This window comes from Vibrio tubiashii, assembly GCF_028551255.1.
Lineage (GTDB): Bacteria > Pseudomonadota > Gammaproteobacteria > Enterobacterales > Vibrionaceae > Vibrio > Vibrio tubiashii_B.
This window is the reverse complement of record NZ_CP117030.1, coordinates 391,255-409,075: the sequence shown is the minus strand read 5'-3', so window position 1 is coordinate 409,075 and position 17,821 is coordinate 391,255. Positions and strand designations below refer to the sequence as shown.

17 protein-coding genes and 1 pseudogene are annotated in these 17,821 nt (G+C 44.4%); 5 read left to right on the top strand and 13 right to left on the bottom strand.

The features are described from left to right. Nucleotides 1-274: 274 nt before the first annotated feature. From gntR to LYZ37_RS17075, 8 genes and pseudogenes are all read right to left on the bottom strand, one after another. The gene (gntR, locus tag LYZ37_RS17110) at nt 275-1,276 is read right to left on the bottom strand and encodes a gluconate operon transcriptional repressor GntR (protein ID WP_272788066.1); all 1,002 of its coding nucleotides are present in this window, start codon (nt 1,274-1,276) and stop codon (nt 275-277) included. Nucleotides 1,277-1,393: 117 nt separating this feature from the next. Then, nucleotides 1,394-2,893, bottom strand: coding sequence for an NADP-dependent phosphogluconate dehydrogenase (gene gndA / locus LYZ37_RS17105; protein WP_272788380.1), 1,500 nt, complete (start codon nt 2,891-2,893; stop codon nt 1,394-1,396). Then, the gene (locus LYZ37_RS17100) at nt 2,884-3,384 is read right to left on the bottom strand and encodes a gluconokinase (RefSeq protein WP_272788065.1); all 501 of its coding nucleotides are present in this window, start codon (nt 3,382-3,384) and stop codon (nt 2,884-2,886) included. The genes gndA and LYZ37_RS17100 overlap by 10 nt, the downstream gene beginning before the upstream one ends. Nucleotides 3,385-3,467: 83 nt before the next feature. Continuing rightward, nucleotides 3,468-4,784: a TRAP transporter large permease gene (locus LYZ37_RS17095; protein ID WP_272788064.1), complete on the bottom strand. Its 1,317-nt coding sequence runs from the start codon at nt 4,782-4,784 to the stop codon at nt 3,468-3,470. Beyond that, entirely contained in the window at nt 4,777-5,334 is a 558-nt protein-coding gene (locus LYZ37_RS17090) for a TRAP transporter small permease subunit (RefSeq protein WP_272788063.1), read from the bottom strand. The genes LYZ37_RS17095 and LYZ37_RS17090 overlap by 8 nt, the downstream gene beginning before the upstream one ends. A gap of 68 nt (nt 5,335-5,402) precedes the next feature. Next, nucleotides 5,403-6,411: pseudogene (locus LYZ37_RS17085) on the bottom strand (TRAP transporter substrate-binding protein). Between the two features lie 227 nt (nt 6,412-6,638). Continuing rightward, nucleotides 6,639-7,073: an Mpo1 family 2-hydroxy fatty acid dioxygenase gene (locus tag LYZ37_RS17080; protein ID WP_272788062.1), complete on the bottom strand. Its 435-nt coding sequence runs from the start codon at nt 7,071-7,073 to the stop codon at nt 6,639-6,641. 70 nt (nt 7,074-7,143) lie between these two features. Beyond that, nucleotides 7,144-8,520 (bottom strand): diguanylate cyclase, encoded by a 1,377-nt coding sequence (locus LYZ37_RS17075; protein WP_272788061.1) that lies wholly within the window; start codon nt 8,518-8,520, stop codon nt 7,144-7,146. 371 nt (nt 8,521-8,891) lie between these two features. Here LYZ37_RS17075 and LYZ37_RS17070 point away from each other — a divergent pair, with 371 nt between their 5' ends. Continuing rightward, nucleotides 8,892-9,959 (top strand): DUF3541 domain-containing protein, encoded by a 1,068-nt coding sequence (locus tag LYZ37_RS17070; RefSeq protein ID WP_420794635.1) that lies wholly within the window; start codon nt 8,892-8,894, stop codon nt 9,957-9,959. 34 nt (nt 9,960-9,993) lie between these two features. On the opposite strand, the gene LYZ37_RS17065 is transcribed toward LYZ37_RS17070, so the two are convergent. Next, nucleotides 9,994-10,902: a DMT family transporter gene (locus tag LYZ37_RS17065; RefSeq protein ID WP_272788060.1), complete on the bottom strand. Its 909-nt coding sequence runs from the start codon at nt 10,900-10,902 to the stop codon at nt 9,994-9,996. An 88-nt stretch (nt 10,903-10,990) separates the two neighbouring features. Here LYZ37_RS17065 and LYZ37_RS17060 point away from each other — a divergent pair, with 88 nt between their 5' ends. Beyond that, the gene (locus LYZ37_RS17060) at nt 10,991-11,887 is read left to right on the top strand and encodes a LysR substrate-binding domain-containing protein (RefSeq protein WP_272788059.1); all 897 of its coding nucleotides are present in this window, start codon (nt 10,991-10,993) and stop codon (nt 11,885-11,887) included. 289 nt (nt 11,888-12,176) lie between these two features. Continuing rightward, nucleotides 12,177-13,334 carry a GGDEF domain-containing protein gene (locus LYZ37_RS17055; protein ID WP_272788058.1) on the top strand — a complete coding sequence of 386 codons (1,158 nt, stop codon included), beginning with the start codon at nt 12,177-12,179 and terminating at the stop codon, nt 13,332-13,334. On the opposite strand, the gene LYZ37_RS17050 is transcribed toward LYZ37_RS17055, so the two are convergent. The 4 genes from LYZ37_RS17050 to ppnP form a co-directional block, all read right to left on the bottom strand. Beyond that, nucleotides 13,331-13,618, bottom strand: a complete 288-nt coding sequence (locus LYZ37_RS17050; RefSeq protein ID WP_272788057.1) for a hypothetical protein — start codon at nt 13,616-13,618, stop codon at nt 13,331-13,333. The genes LYZ37_RS17055 and LYZ37_RS17050 overlap by 4 nt on opposite strands. 274 nt (nt 13,619-13,892) lie before the next feature. Beyond that, the gene (locus LYZ37_RS17045) at nt 13,893-15,104 is read right to left on the bottom strand and encodes a B12-binding domain-containing radical SAM protein (protein ID WP_272788056.1); all 1,212 of its coding nucleotides are present in this window, start codon (nt 15,102-15,104) and stop codon (nt 13,893-13,895) included. Between the two features lie 17 nt (nt 15,105-15,121). Then, complete coding sequence (locus tag LYZ37_RS17040) at nt 15,122-15,466, bottom strand: hypothetical protein (protein WP_272788055.1); 345 nt, start codon at nt 15,464-15,466, stop codon at nt 15,122-15,124. A gap of 91 nt (nt 15,467-15,557) precedes the next feature. After that, complete coding sequence (gene ppnP / locus LYZ37_RS17035) at nt 15,558-15,845, bottom strand: pyrimidine/purine nucleoside phosphorylase (RefSeq protein ID WP_272788054.1); 288 nt, start codon at nt 15,843-15,845, stop codon at nt 15,558-15,560. 305 nt (nt 15,846-16,150) lie between these two features. Between ppnP and LYZ37_RS17030 the strand changes: the two genes are divergently transcribed. Next, the gene (locus tag LYZ37_RS17030) at nt 16,151-16,591 is read left to right on the top strand and encodes a DUF2850 domain-containing protein (RefSeq protein WP_171381202.1); all 441 of its coding nucleotides are present in this window, start codon (nt 16,151-16,153) and stop codon (nt 16,589-16,591) included. Nucleotides 16,592-16,710: 119 nt separating this feature from the next. Next, entirely contained in the window at nt 16,711-17,805 is a 1,095-nt protein-coding gene (locus LYZ37_RS17025) for a mechanosensitive ion channel family protein (RefSeq protein WP_272283681.1), read from the top strand. Nucleotides 17,806-17,821 lie beyond the last annotated feature (16 nt).

The window sequence follows — 17,821 nt, the reverse complement described above, 5'->3', positions numbered from 1 at the left end:
TAGCCCAGATAGAAAAAAAGCCAATCACAACAATCGTGATTGGCTACATATAAGTGTGAACAAATTAGGTTCACTAACAACGTCAGTTGGCTAGGTGACCCTCGGCTTAAGAAGGGTCACTAGTAATAAAGCATTAAGCGTGCCAACTTTTAAAACCATTCAAAACCCTTAAATATGGCTAATTTATAACCCATTTCACAAAAACAATGCGCATAACAGGTTTTCATTTTGCAATTTAGTGCATTATAGGAAATGTAAGTTTTGCAAAATGCAATTATATACTTTCACCTGTTTCGATTTGATAACCCAGATCGATACAATCATTCCATGATGTTTTGCCTTTCAGCCTGTCTATCAGCTGAGTGGCCGCAACACGTCCAATCTCCTCACGCGGCGTCACCACAGTTGCCAGTTTAGGAATCATCGCTTGGCTGATATCGTGACCATGGAAACCAGCAATCGCCATTTGCTCGGGAACCAAAATCCCTCTCCTTTGGCATTCATAGAGCGCCCCGATGGCTAAATCGTCGTTCGTACACACTATGCCGTCTACATCGGGATGGCGCTCTTTAAGTTCACCTAGTAACTTAGCGCCAAGGGTAAATGAAGACGCTTCTTCCGTTTGCAAGCTGATAGGTTCAAAACCAGCTCTCTCCATTGCGTTTTGATAACCCTGCATTTTTAACCGAGTCCGCTCATCCATTCTCGCAGCAAAGTAAGCGATCCGTTTGCGCCCTTTGGCCAAAATGGCCTCTGTCATTGCTTGTGATGCTTTTGCGTTATCGAAGCCGACGGCTTGTTCAATCCGAGGAGAAAAACAGTCCATAATCTCTACGATGGGGATTGAAGCGGTTTCAAGCATCTTGCGCGCTTTATCTGTGTGGAAATTTTCAGACAAGATAATCGCATCCACATTATAAGACAGTAACGACGCGATACTTTTCTCTTCGAGCTCTGAACTATAACCATAGTGAGCAATCATAGTTTGATAGCCTGCCGGGGTAGTGACAGATTCAATACCTCGCATGACTTCAGCAAAGACTTGGTTGGTTAAAGACGGCACCAAGACACCAATGGCATTCGATTTAGCATTTGAGAGTATGTCAGGGGCGCGATTGGGAATATAGCCGAGCTCTTCTACTGCCTGGTTAATTTTATCTTTGATCGCTTCAGAGACTTGGGAAGGATCTCGTAAGCAACGACTCACGGTCATCTTCGTTACGCCGACTCTGTCGGCAATATCTTGAAGCGTTGGTCTTTTTTTCTTGTTCGCCATGAAGATTTACTTTGCGTTGTTCTATTTGTGTTACTGGTAACATAGTACCGAGTATTTGAATCTTTTTTATTGTTGAACCTAACAAAAAAGCGCTCACATTGATGTGAACGCTCTGATTTATACCGAAATCTGTTGTTTTTGCCCGCGGCTCCAAGTCAAGTGATAGCGAGCTTCCTCCGGTTCATCGATTCTCGCATAACTGTGTGAACCAAAGTAATCTCGCTGAGCTTGGAGTAAGTTCGCTGGCAAAACCGCACTGCGAAGCCCATCAAAGTAGCTCAGCGCTGAGCTCATTGCGGGCACTGGAACGCCGGTTAGCGCTGCTTTTGCAATGCACCCTCGCCAACCTGAAGAACGATTATTTAGCTGCTCAACAAACTTAGGATCGAGAAGCAAGTTCTCCAGTTGTTTGTTCTCTTGATAAGCGTGCGTAATATCTTGCAAAAAGATTGCTCGGATAATGCATCCCGCTCGCCATATCTTAGCGATGTTAGCAAAATCTAGTGCCCACTCTTCTTTGTCTGAGGTTGTCTTGAGTAGTTCAAAACCCTGAGCATAAACCGTGAGCTTTGAGCAATAGAGCGCGTCGTGTAGCTCTGCGAGCAGTGACGCTTTATCCCACTCGGTTTCGGAGTTCGGTTCTGACTTGAAAACGCTAGACGCTAAACCTCGCGTCTCTTTTTGACTGCTCTGAGCACGAGAAAATACCGCTTGTGCGATGGTGGGAGCCGGTGCTCCTTGCTGCAAAGCATTTACCGCCGTCCAGAGCCCTGTTCCTTTTTGACCAGCTTTATCTAACACGATTTCAACAAACGGTCGCCCCGTTACCGGATCATCTGTGCGCAAGATTTCTGCACTGATTTCCATTAAGTAGCTATTGAGTACGCCTTGGTTCCACGTCTCAAATACATCGCCAATCTCGTAAGCGGGCATGTTTAACGCGCTCGACATGAAATGGTATGCCTCGCAGATCAGCTGCATATCCGCATACTCAATACCGTTATGCACCATTTTAACGTAGTGCCCTGCCCCCGCTCGTCCTAGATAGGCTGCGCAAGCCTCTCCAGATTCAAACTGAGCGACCGGAAGACCTTTTGCATCAACCTTTGCTGCGATCGCTTCCCACATCGGTTTGACATAGTTCCACGCTTCACGGTCTCCACTTGCCATTAATGACGGTCCAGTACGCGCCCCAACTTCACCGCCTGAAACGGCGGTACTGAAGAATCGTAAATTACCCGAGAACTGCTGTTCACGACGTTCACTGTCGGTCCATAAACTGTTGCCAGTATCGATAACGATATCTTCACGGCTTAAGCCTGCATTAAGTAAATCTTCGATGACTGAGTCAACAATATCTCCTGCCGGAACAGAGAGAGCAATGACTCGCGGGCTCTCTAGGCTTTCTAGCAATTCTGTTAAGTTTTCTACGATACGTAGGCGGCCTTTGTTTGGTTGCGTTGATAGCTGTTCACCTTCCTCATTGGCACGTTCACGGTTTTGTTTATTGATATCGAAACCAGTAACATTGAAACCATTATCAAGCAGGTTAAGCGCGAGGCTTTTCCCCATCACTCCAAGGCCAATCATGGCAATATTTGACTGAATCATGAATATGACTCCTCAATCGCCTGTAAAGCTTGTTCAACGACCTCTTCCACTGAATGGCGAATATCAATATGTAGCGCTTCCTCCTGTGTTGGCTCTCGAAGTGCTTCAAATTGACTCCTCAACATACTTTCACCATTGAAGTAGTGGTTATCACGTTTTTGATGGCGAGACCAAATGGTTTCGAAATCGCCTTTAAGAAACACGATCACTAGATCTTGGTTTTCTAGCCTTAAGATGTCGCGGTACTCAGGTTTTAACGCGGAGCAAGCGATAACCGCTGCTTCATTCTCGACGTAGAGACGATTTAAAGTATGCAACCAACCAATTCGGTCATCATCGGTGAGCGGCGTACCTTGACGCATCTTCTCAACGTTGGCTAGCGGGTGGTAATCATCACCATCATAAAAGGGTAAATTAAGGGACTTCGCAATCTCGCTGCCAATCAAGCTCTTACCGCAGCCTGATACGCCCATCACTAATATTTTCTTTGCTTTCATTGGACAATACTATCCTTAGCCTTCAACTCTCACCGAAGGCTGTGCACCAATTCAAAATGTGTAATCGTTCGCTTATGAGGTGGTTATTTCCACCACATCGCTAATTCCGGGAAAATAATCACTAAGCTAAGTACAAACACCTGCAATGCAATAAATGGCAGCAGTGAAGTGAAGATTTCTCCAAGGCTAATGTCCTTCGGTGCCACGGATTTTAAGTAGAACGCAGCAGGCCCAAACGGTGGTGACAAGAAAGAAACCTGCATGTTCAAGCAGAACACGACACCGAACCATACTGGGTCAAAACCTAAGCCAGTAATAATTGGCACAAAGATAGGCATGGTTAGTAGCGCGACGCCAACCCAGTCAAGGAACATACCCAGAACCAATAGAATCACCATCATGATCAATAGAGTACCAATCGCGCTACCACCACTTAGACCAAGAATCACCTCTTCGACAAAATCAATGCCGCCCATTAGGTTGTAGATACCGACCAATGCACTTGCACCGATACCAATCCACATAATCATGCCGCAGGTACGCATTGTTGCGATGGCACTTTCCTTGAGCATTTTGAAGTTCATTTCGCCACGAATGATCGCAGAGAGCATGATACCAACTACGCCTAATGCCGACGCTTCTGTCACCGATGCGACACCGGTATAAATACTGCCTAATACAACCGCGACTGAGAGTAGAGGGAAAAACAACGCCTTAAAGTAGCTGACTTGTGGTTCATCCTCCTCGTCACTATCGCTAGGAATCGGTGCCAGAGAAGGGTTCAGCTTACAGCGAATCAACACGTATGCGATGTAGCAGCCAGCTAAGATAAATGCGGGCAAAAATGACGCCTTAAACAAGTCACCAATTGATACACTCGCTGTCATACCGTAGATGATCAATACAATGCTCGGAGGCAGCATGGTTCCCAACGCTCCACCAGCACAAGTAGTACCAATAGCGAGTTTACGGTCGTAGCCTAAACGCAACATTTGAGGCAGTGCGAGAATACCAAGTAATACGGTTTCACCACCGATAACACCAGACATAGAAGCAAGTAATACGGCAACCAATAGTGTCTGAACGGCAACACCACCGCGCACCTTTCGACCGACTGATTTCATCGCATCAAACAGGTCTTTAGCGATACCAGAACGATCAAGCAATGCCGCCATTAAGACAAACATCGGAACCGCTAAGAACACGTAACCAGAGGCGAAGCTATAGGTACGACTCGCGATGAGAGGTAGAGCATCTGGCCCAAACCAACATAAGGTGAAGAAGATGGCGACAAAACCTGTCACAAAAGCGAGCTGCATGCCAGTAAGCAGCAAGCCAATCATCATCACTAGCATGAGTACGCTGCCCCATGCGATGCCAATTGAAGAGAGATCAAACATCGTCATTCTTCCTTAGCCCCATAATCTCTTGGATTAGGTGCAATACAAACTGGACAACAAGAATACTGAGAACAACAAAGATCAAACCTTTGAGTAATGCAGGATAAGGGGCGTTCAAGACCGAGCCAGACGTTTCTAATCTGAGCTCACCCCAAGGAGTAAACCAAGCTTCCTGCGCTAGAAAATACGCGGCATAGGCCAGCATCCCGGCGAAAGCTAATCCTACAATATGGTGAACGAGATTCAGATACTTGCGAGTTTGAGAAGATACCGCATCATAGATCAACACCACACGAACATGCTTATTGGCGGCGAATGCGTATATCCCTCCAACAATGAACAGAGACCCACCAATAAATGACGCCGTTTCGTGAACCCAAGTCGTCGGTGCATCAAATACATAACGCATCACAACTTCGTAAAATGAGATAAGTACTGTCGCGATAAAGAGCCAGCTCAACAGGTTGCTGATTTTTATAATGATTCTGTCCAAAAAGTTTCTTGGCTGTTCATCAGGCTCTGGTGGCGTATGGGGTGTGTTATCAGTCATAAAAAATGTTCCCAAAAAATTAGGAGGGCGCTAGCCCTCCCGAGAGAAGCTAAACAAGGACGGATAGCTTAAAGAAGACCATTGGTTTCTAAGAATGTTGTTACTGAGTCATACACTTTTTGTGCATTTGGAGAACGCTCTGCAAATACTTTCCATTGAGTCTTGGCAATTTCGCGGAATTTCTTACGCTCTTCGTCAGACCAGTTGTGAATGGTGATATTTGGGTTTGCTTGCGCTTCCTTCACTGCAGCTTGGTCAGCCATTTTTAGCTGAGTCGTCATATCGTAAGAGAAGTCGCGTACCGAAGTCTGAAGAATGGTTTGCAAATCTTCCGGCATCTTGTCCCATTTCTTTTGCGAGATAGAGATATCGATTAGCGGCAAAGAGTGGAAGCCAGGTTGAACAGGATGCGTTGCGATATCGTTCATGCCCGCTTTCTGGTTGGTTGAGAAAACCGTGTAGTCTGCTGCGTCAATAACACCTTTGCTAAGACCGGTAAATACTTCTGAACCTGGCAAGTTAACAGGCGTCGCCCCTGCCGCGGCAAACACTTGTTGAACCAGACCTTCTGGTGCACGAAGCTTCAAACCTTTTAGATCATCAACACCATCAATCGGCTTCTTAGAAATAAAGGATTCAACACCTGTGGTTGAAGCGCCAACAAACTTAACACCGTAAGGCGCATACAGCTCAGTCATCAATTCGTTACCGCCGCCATAGTTCATGTATTGCAGTAACTGTGTTGTATCTGACCAAGCACCTACCATGTTGCCGATAAGGCCGAACGCTGGATCTTTACCTGAGAAGTAACCGGTCGCTGTCACTTGACCATCTAGGATACCCATTTTGATCGCGCCTAGGGTTTCAGTGTGTTTAACCACAGCACCTACTGGTAATCTCGATGCGGCCGCTAGACATTTTCTCAACACGCTCTGCCCAGTTTTGTTGAACCTTGTAGTTGAGATCGCCAGACGGATCTGATGATTGAATCTTTAGATTAAAATCTGCAGCTAACGCTGAGGCGGAGAAAAGACCGGTAATCGTGGCAGCAAGCAGAGTTTTAGTCATCGCTTTCATAGTAGGGGTATCCTTTATTTGTTTCAGTTTCCAATCTAGCCGATATGACCTAGGTAAACTACCGGTTCTAATTTTTATGTTACCGGTAACGTTAGAACTGATGTTACCGGTAACAGATAACGTTTTACTATGACTATTGTCACATTTGTTATTTACTAACCCAAAAGAATTAACATCGAGAGCAGACTCTGTGATCAAAGTCTCGCTTAGCTAGATCACAGAATCTGTTATCGTTTTCTGAATACCCAGATCGGGCCAATAAGTAGGAACTGAACATCTTCGAAAAATGAGGGCTTTTTCCCTTCAATTTTATGACCGATAAACTGAAACAGCCACAGCACAGCAAACAACACCAAAGAGACAAGCAAAACCGACAGCTGCATAACTTCGATAGACCAAACCAGAGAAATACACGCAAGAGTAAACCCCAGCATCATAATAAATACGCTGAGTGACAGCCGGAAATAGAACACCATCACTGGCAACGCAGCGATCCATACCCAGTTGAGAGTTAAGCCAAATAGCTCAAGTGGTGGTATTGACCAAATCAGTCCAACTACTGATAAGAAAATCCCCGGCACGGCAACTTTATGAATCTTTTGATTGATCGGATTTTGGTGGCTTTCACCGTATTCAGTGAGCCATTGAGTGAGATCCTTCATACTCTTTCGCCTGTAAAATCATCCTATTATTTCTATAGCATGGCTTTACATCCCCTGCCGTCAATAAAGACTAATTTGTGATAGTTCTTTGCAACTGGCGGCGTTTTTCTTGATACATACGTGAATCAGCTAACTTGAGCATGTCGTCTATGTCATTGAATTCAGGCTTATAGATCGCATAGCCAACACTCACCTGTAAATTGATCAAGTGCTGTTCGTATATGACCGGGGTATGGCAAATCGCCTTCTGCAATTCGATGTTAATTACGTCGATATCATTGGAGTTTTCAATTCGTGGCAACAGGATTAAGAACTCGTCCCCACCGATTCTTGCAACCACATCAGATGTTCTCAACACGCTCTTTAATCGCTCAGCAGTAGCTATTAAGACTTTGTCACCAGCTGCGTGACCGAAGGTGTCATTGATCGCTTTAAATTTATCGAGATCAATATTCAAAATGGCAAAGCGATCTTGCTCATGGCGCTTTCGAACAGCATCAAAGTGTTCACGCAGCGTATACATGAAATATCGTCGATTAGGTAACAAGGTTAACTCATCCTGCAAAGAGCGTTTGCTTGCTTCAGTATAAAGCCGATAAGTAAGCGCAAAGGCCACTACCAATATAAGTATCATCGGATAACCTAATAGTCTAACCGCATGAACTTGATACCAAGACTTGCTGGCAAGCAAGTCTTTCTTAGTTGAGGCCGCGATAACCCAACTACCGTAAGGAAAGTGGACAGATTCTATCGCGAAAGCGTTGTCAAATGTAGATTGCAAACCATAGAAAATATCGCCTTCAAGTCCCGCACTGTCTCTGCCTCTAATTGCAATATTGTAAGTGTTTTCAAACGCAGAAACGCCAGCATCTAAGAATAAGGACTCTAATGAAATAACAACACTACATACTCCCCAATAGCGCGAGTTATAAGGCGGATCTTGGAAAATAGGAACACGTGCAATTAGGGCTAACCCTCCCTGCACTAAGTTGACAGGACCTGCAATAAAGATTTCTTGTAGATCTTGAGCTTTCTTTACTGTACGCCACTGGCTTGGAATAGTTCGGTAATCCAAACCCAAAGCTTTTTCATTCCCTTTTAAGGGGTAGACATACTGGATTACATCATTTGGCGCTAAGCCTAGCAATTGCACATGACTACTCCTACGAATCACACTTGAAGCAATCAGATCCCATCCCGAAAATTCAAATTCAGGATTTGCCGCAACCAGTGCCGATAGCCCATTGACCACATAAATATCAGACACAATCGCCGATTCGAGTTCTGAACGTACAATTGAGAGTTCTTCTTTCGACTTAGCTAACAAACTGTCGCGCAAGAAAGATTTTTGGCTACGGTCGAGTGACTCAACCAATCCGATAGAGATAACAAAAACCAACAAACATACAGCATTAAGATAAAAATGCCTGCCTGAACTCAAGGCCATCCGCCCCCCACAACTACTCATGCAACAAAACACCGGGTAATACCCGAGAAAGAAAGCCTGTTATTCGTATTGTTATTATTTGTATTGGTTATATAAAAGTTACAATAAATCGGCCTTTTTTTCATTGGTAATCGATAAAATTATCGACAATAAGAGTATTTTTATCGAACAAGGCGGAAAAATTGGCACACATCGCCGAATACACTCCACGTTCAAGTGCGTTTATGGCAAATGACATAACAACTTCTAGCTCACGTTAATGGCTTGTAGGCTCTCATACAAACTAACATTTGACCGAGAGATAACATCGACCATGAAAATATCTGTTAACCTTAATGGTTATATTCATTGGGTTTTATTGGGCTATTAGGATGCGTAGAAAGTTAATTGGATTGTGTTTTGCTATCGTATTGTCTCACTCAGTCATGGCATCTCCGCCACAAAGCTACAAAGAATCCGCAGACGTTATTCGAAACACCTACGAGAGCCAGTTATATACGCTGCCAGCTTTTAAAGAAGGACACTACGGACTACGTATGTTCCGCCAAACCTTGGATCCAAAATACTCAGCGGCGGTGTGGACTGACATGGCCCGTGTTGCCAGTCGACTCAATAAGTTTAGCGCAGAAATCAACACGCCAGAGCAGATACTTCTCTACTCTGAAAAGCGCGTTTCTGGCTACATTGGCGAAACCGATGAGCGCAGTGTCAGACGTTATACCGTCACTAAACATATGCCTGAATACCTCTATCTTGGTGTTGACCTGTTAGGCTCGATGGCACGCGCCAATGAGTACGGCCTGAAGCACAAACACGATGACAAGCTTCGTTCAGTCATTCGACGATATGATTTCGCTAAATACGCAACGGACCAAGAGATGATTAAGGCTTGGGCTGCGCAACTGGCCAATCAAGTTTACTGGCTAAGACAGCTAGGAGAGCAAGATGTTGTGGAACCTTTCACAGAAGCTTTCAAGAAAGCCTACCCTGACCACGAAGACAAAAAGCTCTCCAAGCAGCAGTACGGCAATAAGCTTTATGGTATGACTCATATCATTTTCGGCGATTCGGAATACTACCAACACCAAGTTAGCGAAAAACAACATCAGTGGATATATGACTATTTCCGCGACAACATCGATACCATTCTGATTCGAGCAAAGGAAGATGTTATCGCTGAGGTAGGGATTACCTTCTTGCTAGCTGGCCTTGAAGATGACCCAGTGGTCGAGAAAACCCGCAAAGCGATTCAAAGCTCAATTGACCTAAACAAAGGGATGATTCCTTCTGTTACTGGGGATTTCGACGTCACTTACGGCGAACACCGCAATGTCCTTGCTATTATGTTGCTCGACTGGCAGCAAGTGAATGAGGCTCCGACAGTGAAAGGTCAGCCCAAGATGTTCTCTAATCCACCTTATGGTCTTATCCCACAATAAACAACTAGCCCCGCTACGATGCGGGGCTATCTGTTTAGGCGATGGACGCAGGTCTCTTTCCCAAGTATTTAGGAGCAAAAACGACAAACATGTTGGCAAGCACAATCAGAGTCAGTCCCATTACTTGCAAATAGCTGTAGCTCTCTGCGTAGAATAGCCACTGCCATATCGCGGTAAACAGTAAGTTGGTAAAGATCAGCGGCGCCAATTGCGAGCCGGACTCTGCCAATTTGTATGCTTTGGAACGAAATACCTGCGTGTTAATGATTAGGAATGAGACGCCTAACATTACAGCAATAAGCACTTCCAGGTTAATCCCGACGGTATTGACCATCTGTTCGCTATTAAAGTAGCTGAAGCCTACGTAAGGGGATAACACTATCGCCGCAAACAGAAACGTCCAGTAATTGATTTCAAATGCGTTGAGTTCTGACTTACTAATGCGATACAAGCTAAGCTGAGAACCCGCGTTGAACAGACCAGACGCTAACCCAACCAACAATTCGAGTCGTAGATTAATCCCTGACACATCCCCGGCAAGTAGAACCACTCCCGTAAACGTCAGTACCAACCCCCAAATTGAAATCCACTTTAGTTTGGTGTGAAATATTAATCTTTCTAACACAGGTAAGAACAAAGGACCCGTGCCAAATAAAACCACACTTTCAACTAAACTTAAGTGATTCAGCGAATAGATAAAACAGACTTGGCATGCAGCAATGCACAAGGCACGAACCCAAATCGCCTGACACAATGTGCCTGTGGGTCGTGTATAGAACCTTCGTGTCATTGCGACAATGATGAGCGCAGGCACCATAAACCTTAGGAAACTAAGTAGGCTTGGTTCAAGATATTGACCTAAGAATTTGGAAAATAGTCCGGTTAATGACAGACTAAAAGTTGAGGCCAACATAAACAAAACTGGGTACAACTGGTTCGACATAAATCCCTCCCTTAATCTTAAGTGTAGGGACAAAAAGCCGAAATAAATAACGAGTAATATTGACACTATTAGTAAGAAAAACTTACATATGAAACGTATCATCCCCGCTCCAGTAAAATCTCTATATGCCTTCGTCGCCGTCGCAGAAACAGGTAGCATGACAGAGGCCGCATCTGCACTGCACGTCAGCCATTCTGCCATTAGCCAAGCTATTAAATCTTTGGAAAAGCACGTTGGGCAATCTCTGTTTAACCGTGTTGGTCGTCATGTGACCCTCAATGCCAGTGGTCGTCATTATTACAAGAATGTTGCCCCTGCTCTTGAACAGATCACTCGTGCCACCCACCAGGTGATCGAAGAGAAGCAATCTCATCGCTTAACGTTGAATATGGTCAACTCGCTAGCGATGCATTGGTGGATTCCGAGGGTAAACCAACTCAACCAGTACGCTCCAAATCTTGATGTGAGGATCTCTACCCTCATTGGGACATTTGTCATGGAAGATGAAGGGGTCGATGTTGCGGTGATACACGGCAATGTCGAAGACTGGCAGGATTACTACTGTGAAAAACTGGCTGATGATGAACTGATCATGGTCGCGAGCCCAGAATTAGCCGCTGACTATGATTGCCCCATTGCACTACTTAAAAAATATCCCGCAATCATTGCCGCTAACGACAGACGAAAGCATGACTGGCAAGTGTGGTGCGAAGCGAACAATACTTCCATTCCTAACCCGGCAAACAACCTAAAATTCAGTGCCTCTATCCAAGCAGTTCAGGCTGCTACCCGTCACCTTGGGGTATTTGTTACCCACCGAATTTTCGTTCGTGATGACGTCCAACAAGGTTATCTAGTCGAAATTGGTGAGCCAGTATTGAATCCACACCAAGAGTTCTACTTCGCTTGCCAACCAAGCAAACTAAAAAACGAGAATGTATTACAGCTGAGGAATTGGATTAGACGCGAGTTCACTCAAGACTAATGCCATAGACTATTTTGTTATAAAAAAGTGGAAGAATATACCTACTATTAGGTAGGCACTGATAAAAACGCGGTGTCAATAAACTAACTAATTGTAAAATTAGTAGCTTAAGACAACGAGTTACCTAAGCGTCAAATTTCATTGAGTCGATTTTTATAAGTCGTCATATACAACTAACTCAATATAAATCATTGATGATATTAAGCTCTTAATATTCATACATTCATTCAGACTACAAAATTTAATCTAGACTTTTCTTGAGGGACTATAAATGTAGAAAAGGTAGATTATGCCAAAGCTTGCTGGTCAGCAAATAGAAGAAATGGCAGACATTCGCGCTTCGCGGAAGCGCAAAGTTGTCATGCTTTGCTCATCAGTGTCGTTAGCCATTATTTTCACGTTTAGTTTAGTTAGAATTATAGAGCAAGACTTTTTCCTAGCTTCGATTAATCTGATTTCCTCTACAATTTTACTGCTCAACGTCATCTACTTGATCAGACACCCAATGCCAAAATTTGGTGATTTGATTTTAAGTGGAGTTCTCCTTTTTCATGGCGTAATTTTGCTCATCTATGGACAAAACATTCCTGATAGACTTTTGTGGCTTTATCCCATTTCAGCGATTGTCATCTTTGCAAACGAATTTAAAGTCGGGGCTTTTCTGAGTACAAGTCTGTACATGCTCGTAGTTGTTACCACGATTTTTACTGAAGCCGTGCCTTATACTGCGACAAACTCGCAATCCATATTTCTGTTAAGCCTATTTGCCCTCAACTTATTATGTAATATCTCCGCGTATCAATACTCCAAAGTCATGAGCTATGTTCAATCTTTGTATAAAGAAGGAATTGAAGATCTCGCTTACCTAGATCAGCTTACCGGTCTCGCTAACCGTTGGAGTTTTGAAAACTGGGCGCAAGGAAAACTCGAAGAAAAGAAAGAGAGCAAAAATGTCACGGCTATGGTGTTTCTTGATATCGACAACTTCAAGTTCATTAATGATACCTACGGACATGAAGTGGGTGACCGAGTCTTACAACATTTTGCAAAGCGGTTGAAAAACAACGTCAGAAATAAAGACCGCAATACAGATAAACACGATTACTCAGTCGCTCGCTTTGCCGGAGATGAGTTTGTACTGCTGCTTTACGATGTCAAATCGAAGCAAGATTTAGAGGGAATCCTAAAACGCATTTGTGGGCTTTTCACTGACGGCTATCAGTCTTCTCAACGTATTAATGAGCTTACGGTGAGTGTCGGCGTCTCTCTATTTCCTGACGACGCCAACACACTTGCAGAACTTACCCGCTGCGCCGACAAAGCCATGTACGCAGCCAAGCACAGTGGTAAAAACCAGTATCGCTTCTACAGAGTAGAAAAGACGCCGGAGAAAGCGCAAAGTGTTAAAGCGAAGTTAGCAAGCGTCACTTCGCTTAAACAAGGTTAGCGGCTCATATACATCAGCCATAGAGAAACGGCCATCACTACAATCATCCAAGCGGCGTAACGCACTGTATTAGGCTTTTCGCGTTTGGGCGTTACGATAGGCTTGAAAGCAGCATCTTTTGCAGCTCTTGCGACGGCAGACATAGTACCTCTTTCCACCTCTTCTTTGCGTCGCTCACGAGCTTTTTGCGCGACTTTACCAAAGCGATGTAGCTGATCTGCGGTTAACTCCTGCTTCGGGTCGTATCGACTATGGGAGTCAGTGTGTTTTGGTACAACAGCCATAAGCACCTCCTCTCTTTTGACCGCCTTTATCTAAGTATAGCCAAGACTTACAATAACAATTCTGATAATAACTGTTGAAATCTTCGGCATTTCCGAAAGCCAATCAAGGAGTCACTCCCCAAACAGGCTTACCTTATGCACAGCAAGCCTTGTGCCAATTATTAAACGCATCACTAAGTGCATGATTAACAGGAATAACTCGTTTTTCGCCGATTGCGAGTCCTTCCCGTTTATCAAATCGATAGTCAAAATAGGAACGGTTAGAGGTATTGAACTAGTTAAACCAAGATTTCATCTTATCGACAAAAGACGTGTTCTTGCTCCATATCCAGTAAATCCCTTCTTCAAGCTCGCTCGCAGTCATGTTCTTGGGCAAGTAAACGGCATGGCTCCCATCATATTTAGACCAGTCTTTGGTTAAAATTCTTCCCTCTTGATCCAGTTTTTTAAACATTTCCGACCCTGGGAAAGGAATCATATAGTGCGGGATCACCTTGTCGACTTTTATCTCTTTTACAAACCGTTGAGTTTGCTCAAAAATTGACGTGTCATGCTCATCAAACCCAAACAGAAAGTCTCCCCACACCTCAATGCCATATTGTCTAATCTTCTTGATGTACTCCTTCATTTTGTCTGGTTTCACGAATCCTTTTTTCTGTGCTTTCAAGGCTTCTTCAGATGGTGTTTCTATCCCAAGCAGAACCGCTTTGAAGCCAGCTCGTTTGGCCGCAGAGAGCAACTCTTCATCACGTGCTATCAATACCGTTGTCTCACCATAAAATTTCATTTTCAGTGGCGCAATGGCTTTGAATAGCTGAATGGCAAACTCACGGTTGTGGGTAAGATTATCTGAATGGAGCTCGACCCATTCGACACCGAGTGACTTAAGGTGCTTTAGCTCATCAACAATATGACTAATCGGCCTTGTCTCGAACTTATTAAAGAACTTAGGAACTAGGCAAAAATTACACTTAAACGGACATCCTCGCGTCACTACCACAGACCATGTGTAGTGGTAAGTCGAAGGCGAAATGATGTCGGTTGGGTATGGATTAAGCTGACTAAGGTCAACAGGCTCTTCACTTTCATACTTGAGTTTTAACTGGCCAAACTCAGCATGATTGAGTAGTTCAAGCCAATAGTTTTCAACCTCTCCAATGATAAGCGCATCTGCATGCTCGGCGGCTTCGTCCTGATTGAACTTGGTATGTAGCCCACCCAGTACCACCAGCTTACCTTTCGCTCGATATATTTTCGCTAGCTCATACGCTCTATACGCATCTGGCGTTGACATAAATATCACGATCAACTGCGCGTCAGTTGCCAAGTCAGCCTTCATACCGATGGTTTCATCCACCATGTCTATGTCATACCACTTAGGCGTCGCTGCCGCCGCTGCAAATATGTTTTGCGGCGGGCCTCCTGTCTCCGCTTTATACTTGGAATAGTCACTGCCTGAAGACGCTTTGATTAGATAAACCTTCATGTCACACCTCTTGATGGTTAAAGTGCATAGAAAAACTGGAAGATGCGATCGTCCATATAGAAGTAGAGCGCGCCCATAAAAAACCAACTCAAGATGATGATGGCAAAAAGTATCGGGTTATCGCTCAATTTGACGCGCTCAACAAAGTAAGCCTCTTTGTTTCGCAAATTCTCAACACCCCAAAAGCAACAAAAGACACCCCAAATAACAAACAGGTTGAACTTCAAGGCAATGATGGCAAGCAAAAGCGCTACCATTGTTTTCCATTTTGTTGGAACCTCTAGCTTAATATCGAATCGCACCGTGTTACCTTTGAACATCGCTCTCTCAAGCGGCAAAGGTAGCAAAGCGCTGGTTAACATTGGGTTACCAAGTGGTTTTGACGAGAAGAATTTTCAGGCATAAAAAAACCACGCCGCTGCGTGGTTTTGTCAGATGTTAATGTGGTAGTGGTTACTCACTCAAGTACTCACATAAGTACGCAGTGGATTCTTTCACTTGCAGATCAAAAGATGAATCGCCAGCCACGTTAAAAGATTCGCCCGCGCCATAAGTCACCCACTCTTGAGCACCGGCTAGTTTGACGGTCAATGCACCTTTCACTACGGTCATTTTTTCCGGCGCTGCTGTACCAAATGTGTACTCACCAGCAGCCATAACGCCGACACTGGAGTCGCCATCTTGCTGGGTAAAACCGAGTGACTGAACATTACCTTCAAAGTAACTGTTTACCTTGATCATTTATCTCTCCTTGAGCTTAACTACTTTCCATCAAAACGTTTGTTTTATCGAATTTTTTTAATTCAGGCAACAATATTTACTCACCCAATGATAAAACCGACCACTAAACCCAAAATCTCGGTCATATCCAAGGTTCGTTAAATGACTTGAAGTCGGCTAAAATAAAATGAAGGGCACAATGACATGTTCCGTATTTTTGGGCTGGAGTTCAAAGTTCTCTGTGCGGTTATTGCGCTAAGTTTTAATCTCCGACAATCTATGTGTCCGCAGTAAATTCACCCCTATGACGAAGACAGCAGGTTGAAATGACTAAAAGTTCCGCTATCAGAACCGCTTTCGTGTTCATCTTCGTCACTCTGGCTATCGCGTTCAGTGCACTACTTTATTTTAGCTATCAAGATTATATCCACCCAAAACATGTTTACGGTCGATGGATAGAAATCGGTGCGCCACCTTATCAGACTGAAGTGCTTACCTTGAATTCACGCGGCGTCTATCGTAACGACCGATTAATAGCGACCCAATTTGATTTCGATGGGAAGCGCATTACCGTCCAAACTGGAGGGGGCGATTCCATCTATCAACTGGCGGGGACATTCAAATCTCCTCAGCTGAGGCGCCTAGAACCTAACAGCCCTACTCAGCGTTTTATCAAAGAAGGTTACGAAAATACGATTGATATGGAAGGAGGTGGCTCTGCGAAAAATCGTCGTGCGGCGCTCTCTGATCATTTCGGCAATAAGTAACCATTCCAATAGCGTCCTAGAGCACATGTTCCGTTTCACATTCGTTGACTGATAATCACTAGTTTGACTGCGATATAACACATATACTTGTGCCATACAGACCAAATTAGAATCGAAAAATGAACGAGTTACTCACGCAATTGCCACAACCACTGGCCAACATGCTGCAAACTTGGGATACCAATGTTCTGCTTATCACGTTAGCAAGCTTTCTGGTGTGGATCGTATGGCGGATCGTCTACAGCCGACTAGAAGTGCTAGTCGCTAAAACCAGTTTCCATTGGGACGATTTAACCCTCGAAGCCTTAAAAACACCGGTCAGCGCCCTAATATGGTGTTGGCCAGCGACCATCTCCGCAGGCTTTCTTCTCCAAGATTACATGGGCTCAAAGCTCAACTGGCTGAGTACGCTTAAGCTCATTTTGGTGATCGGTATTTTCGTTTGGATCACCATGCGTCTTATCAACAACATTGAAGAGTACGTCCTAAAACAGAACAACAGAGACGAGACAACCGTTCAGGCGGTTGCCAAGGTGGCTCGGTTGTTCTTTATCGTCATTGGAGCTCTGACGGTGATGCAGGCATTTGGTTTAAGCCTGTCTGGCCTACTGACGTTTGGTGGTGTCGGTGGTTTGATTGTCGGTCTCGCTGCCAAAGATCTGCTGTCTAACTTCTTCGGTGGCATGATGATCTACTTCGACCGACCTTTTAAAGTGGGTGATTGGATTCGCTCACCAGACAGACAAATTGAGGGGACAGTCGAACGTATTGGTTGGCGTATGACGATCATTCGCACCTTCGACAAGAGACCTATCTACGTACCTAATTCCGTATTCAGCAACATAGTGGTGGAAAACCCGTCTCGAATGCTTAACCGACGTATTAACGAGAACATCGGTATTCGTTATAAAGATGGGGCAAAAGTCGAAATCATCGTATCTGATATCAAGAGCATGCTAGAGAATCATCCTGATATTGATACTCGGCAAACCCTGATTGTTAACTTCAATGGCTTTGCTCCATCCTCTTTGACCTTAATGGTTTACACTTTTACAAAGACCGTTAACTGGATTCGCTACCACGAAGTGAAGCAAGATGTGCTGCTAAAAATCTACCAGATCATTCAGCAGCATGATGCGGATATCGCCTTCCCGACCCAAACGATACAACTTGATCCTCAGCGAGCAGGTGAAGAAGAGGTAATCACGCGCTAAACATTCGCTAAGTAGC

Coding starts and splice junctions, on each gene's coding strand:
- LYZ37_RS17045 (WP_272788056.1), bottom strand. CDS start 15,104: ATGAAGGTTTATCTAATCAAAGCGTCTTCAGGCAGTGACTATTCCAAG.
- LYZ37_RS17095 (WP_272788064.1), bottom strand. CDS start 4,784: ATGTTTGATCTCTCTTCAATTGGCATCGCATGGGGCAGCGTACTCATG.
- LYZ37_RS17065 (WP_272788060.1), bottom strand. CDS start 10,902: ATGTCGAACCAGTTGTACCCAGTTTTGTTTATGTTGGCCTCAACTTTT.
- LYZ37_RS17055 (WP_272788058.1), top strand. CDS start 12,177: ATGCCAAAGCTTGCTGGTCAGCAAATAGAAGAAATGGCAGACATTCGC.
- LYZ37_RS17090 (WP_272788063.1), bottom strand. CDS start 5,334: ATGACTGATAACACACCCCATACGCCACCAGAGCCTGATGAACAGCCA.
- LYZ37_RS17060 (WP_272788059.1), top strand. CDS start 10,991: ATGAAACGTATCATCCCCGCTCCAGTAAAATCTCTATATGCCTTCGTC.
- LYZ37_RS17100 (WP_272788065.1), bottom strand. CDS start 3,384: ATGAAAGCAAAGAAAATATTAGTGATGGGCGTATCAGGCTGCGGTAAG.
- LYZ37_RS17050 (WP_272788057.1), bottom strand. CDS start 13,618: ATGGCTGTTGTACCAAAACACACTGACTCCCATAGTCGATACGACCCG.
- gntR (WP_272788066.1), bottom strand. CDS start 1,276: ATGGCGAACAAGAAAAAAAGACCAACGCTTCAAGATATTGCCGACAGA.
- LYZ37_RS17030 (WP_171381202.1), top strand. CDS start 16,151: ATGACTAAAAGTTCCGCTATCAGAACCGCTTTCGTGTTCATCTTCGTC.
- LYZ37_RS17025 (WP_272283681.1), top strand. CDS start 16,711: ATGAACGAGTTACTCACGCAATTGCCACAACCACTGGCCAACATGCTG.
- LYZ37_RS17080 (WP_272788062.1), bottom strand. CDS start 7,073: ATGAAGGATCTCACTCAATGGCTCACTGAATACGGTGAAAGCCACCAA.
- LYZ37_RS17075 (WP_272788061.1), bottom strand. CDS start 8,520: ATGGCCTTGAGTTCAGGCAGGCATTTTTATCTTAATGCTGTATGTTTG.
- LYZ37_RS17070 (WP_420794635.1), top strand. CDS start 8,892: ATGCGTAGAAAGTTAATTGGATTGTGTTTTGCTATCGTATTGTCTCAC.
- LYZ37_RS17040 (WP_272788055.1), bottom strand. CDS start 15,466: ATGTTAACCAGCGCTTTGCTACCTTTGCCGCTTGAGAGAGCGATGTTC.
- ppnP (WP_272788054.1), bottom strand. CDS start 15,845: ATGATCAAGGTAAACAGTTACTTTGAAGGTAATGTTCAGTCACTCGGT.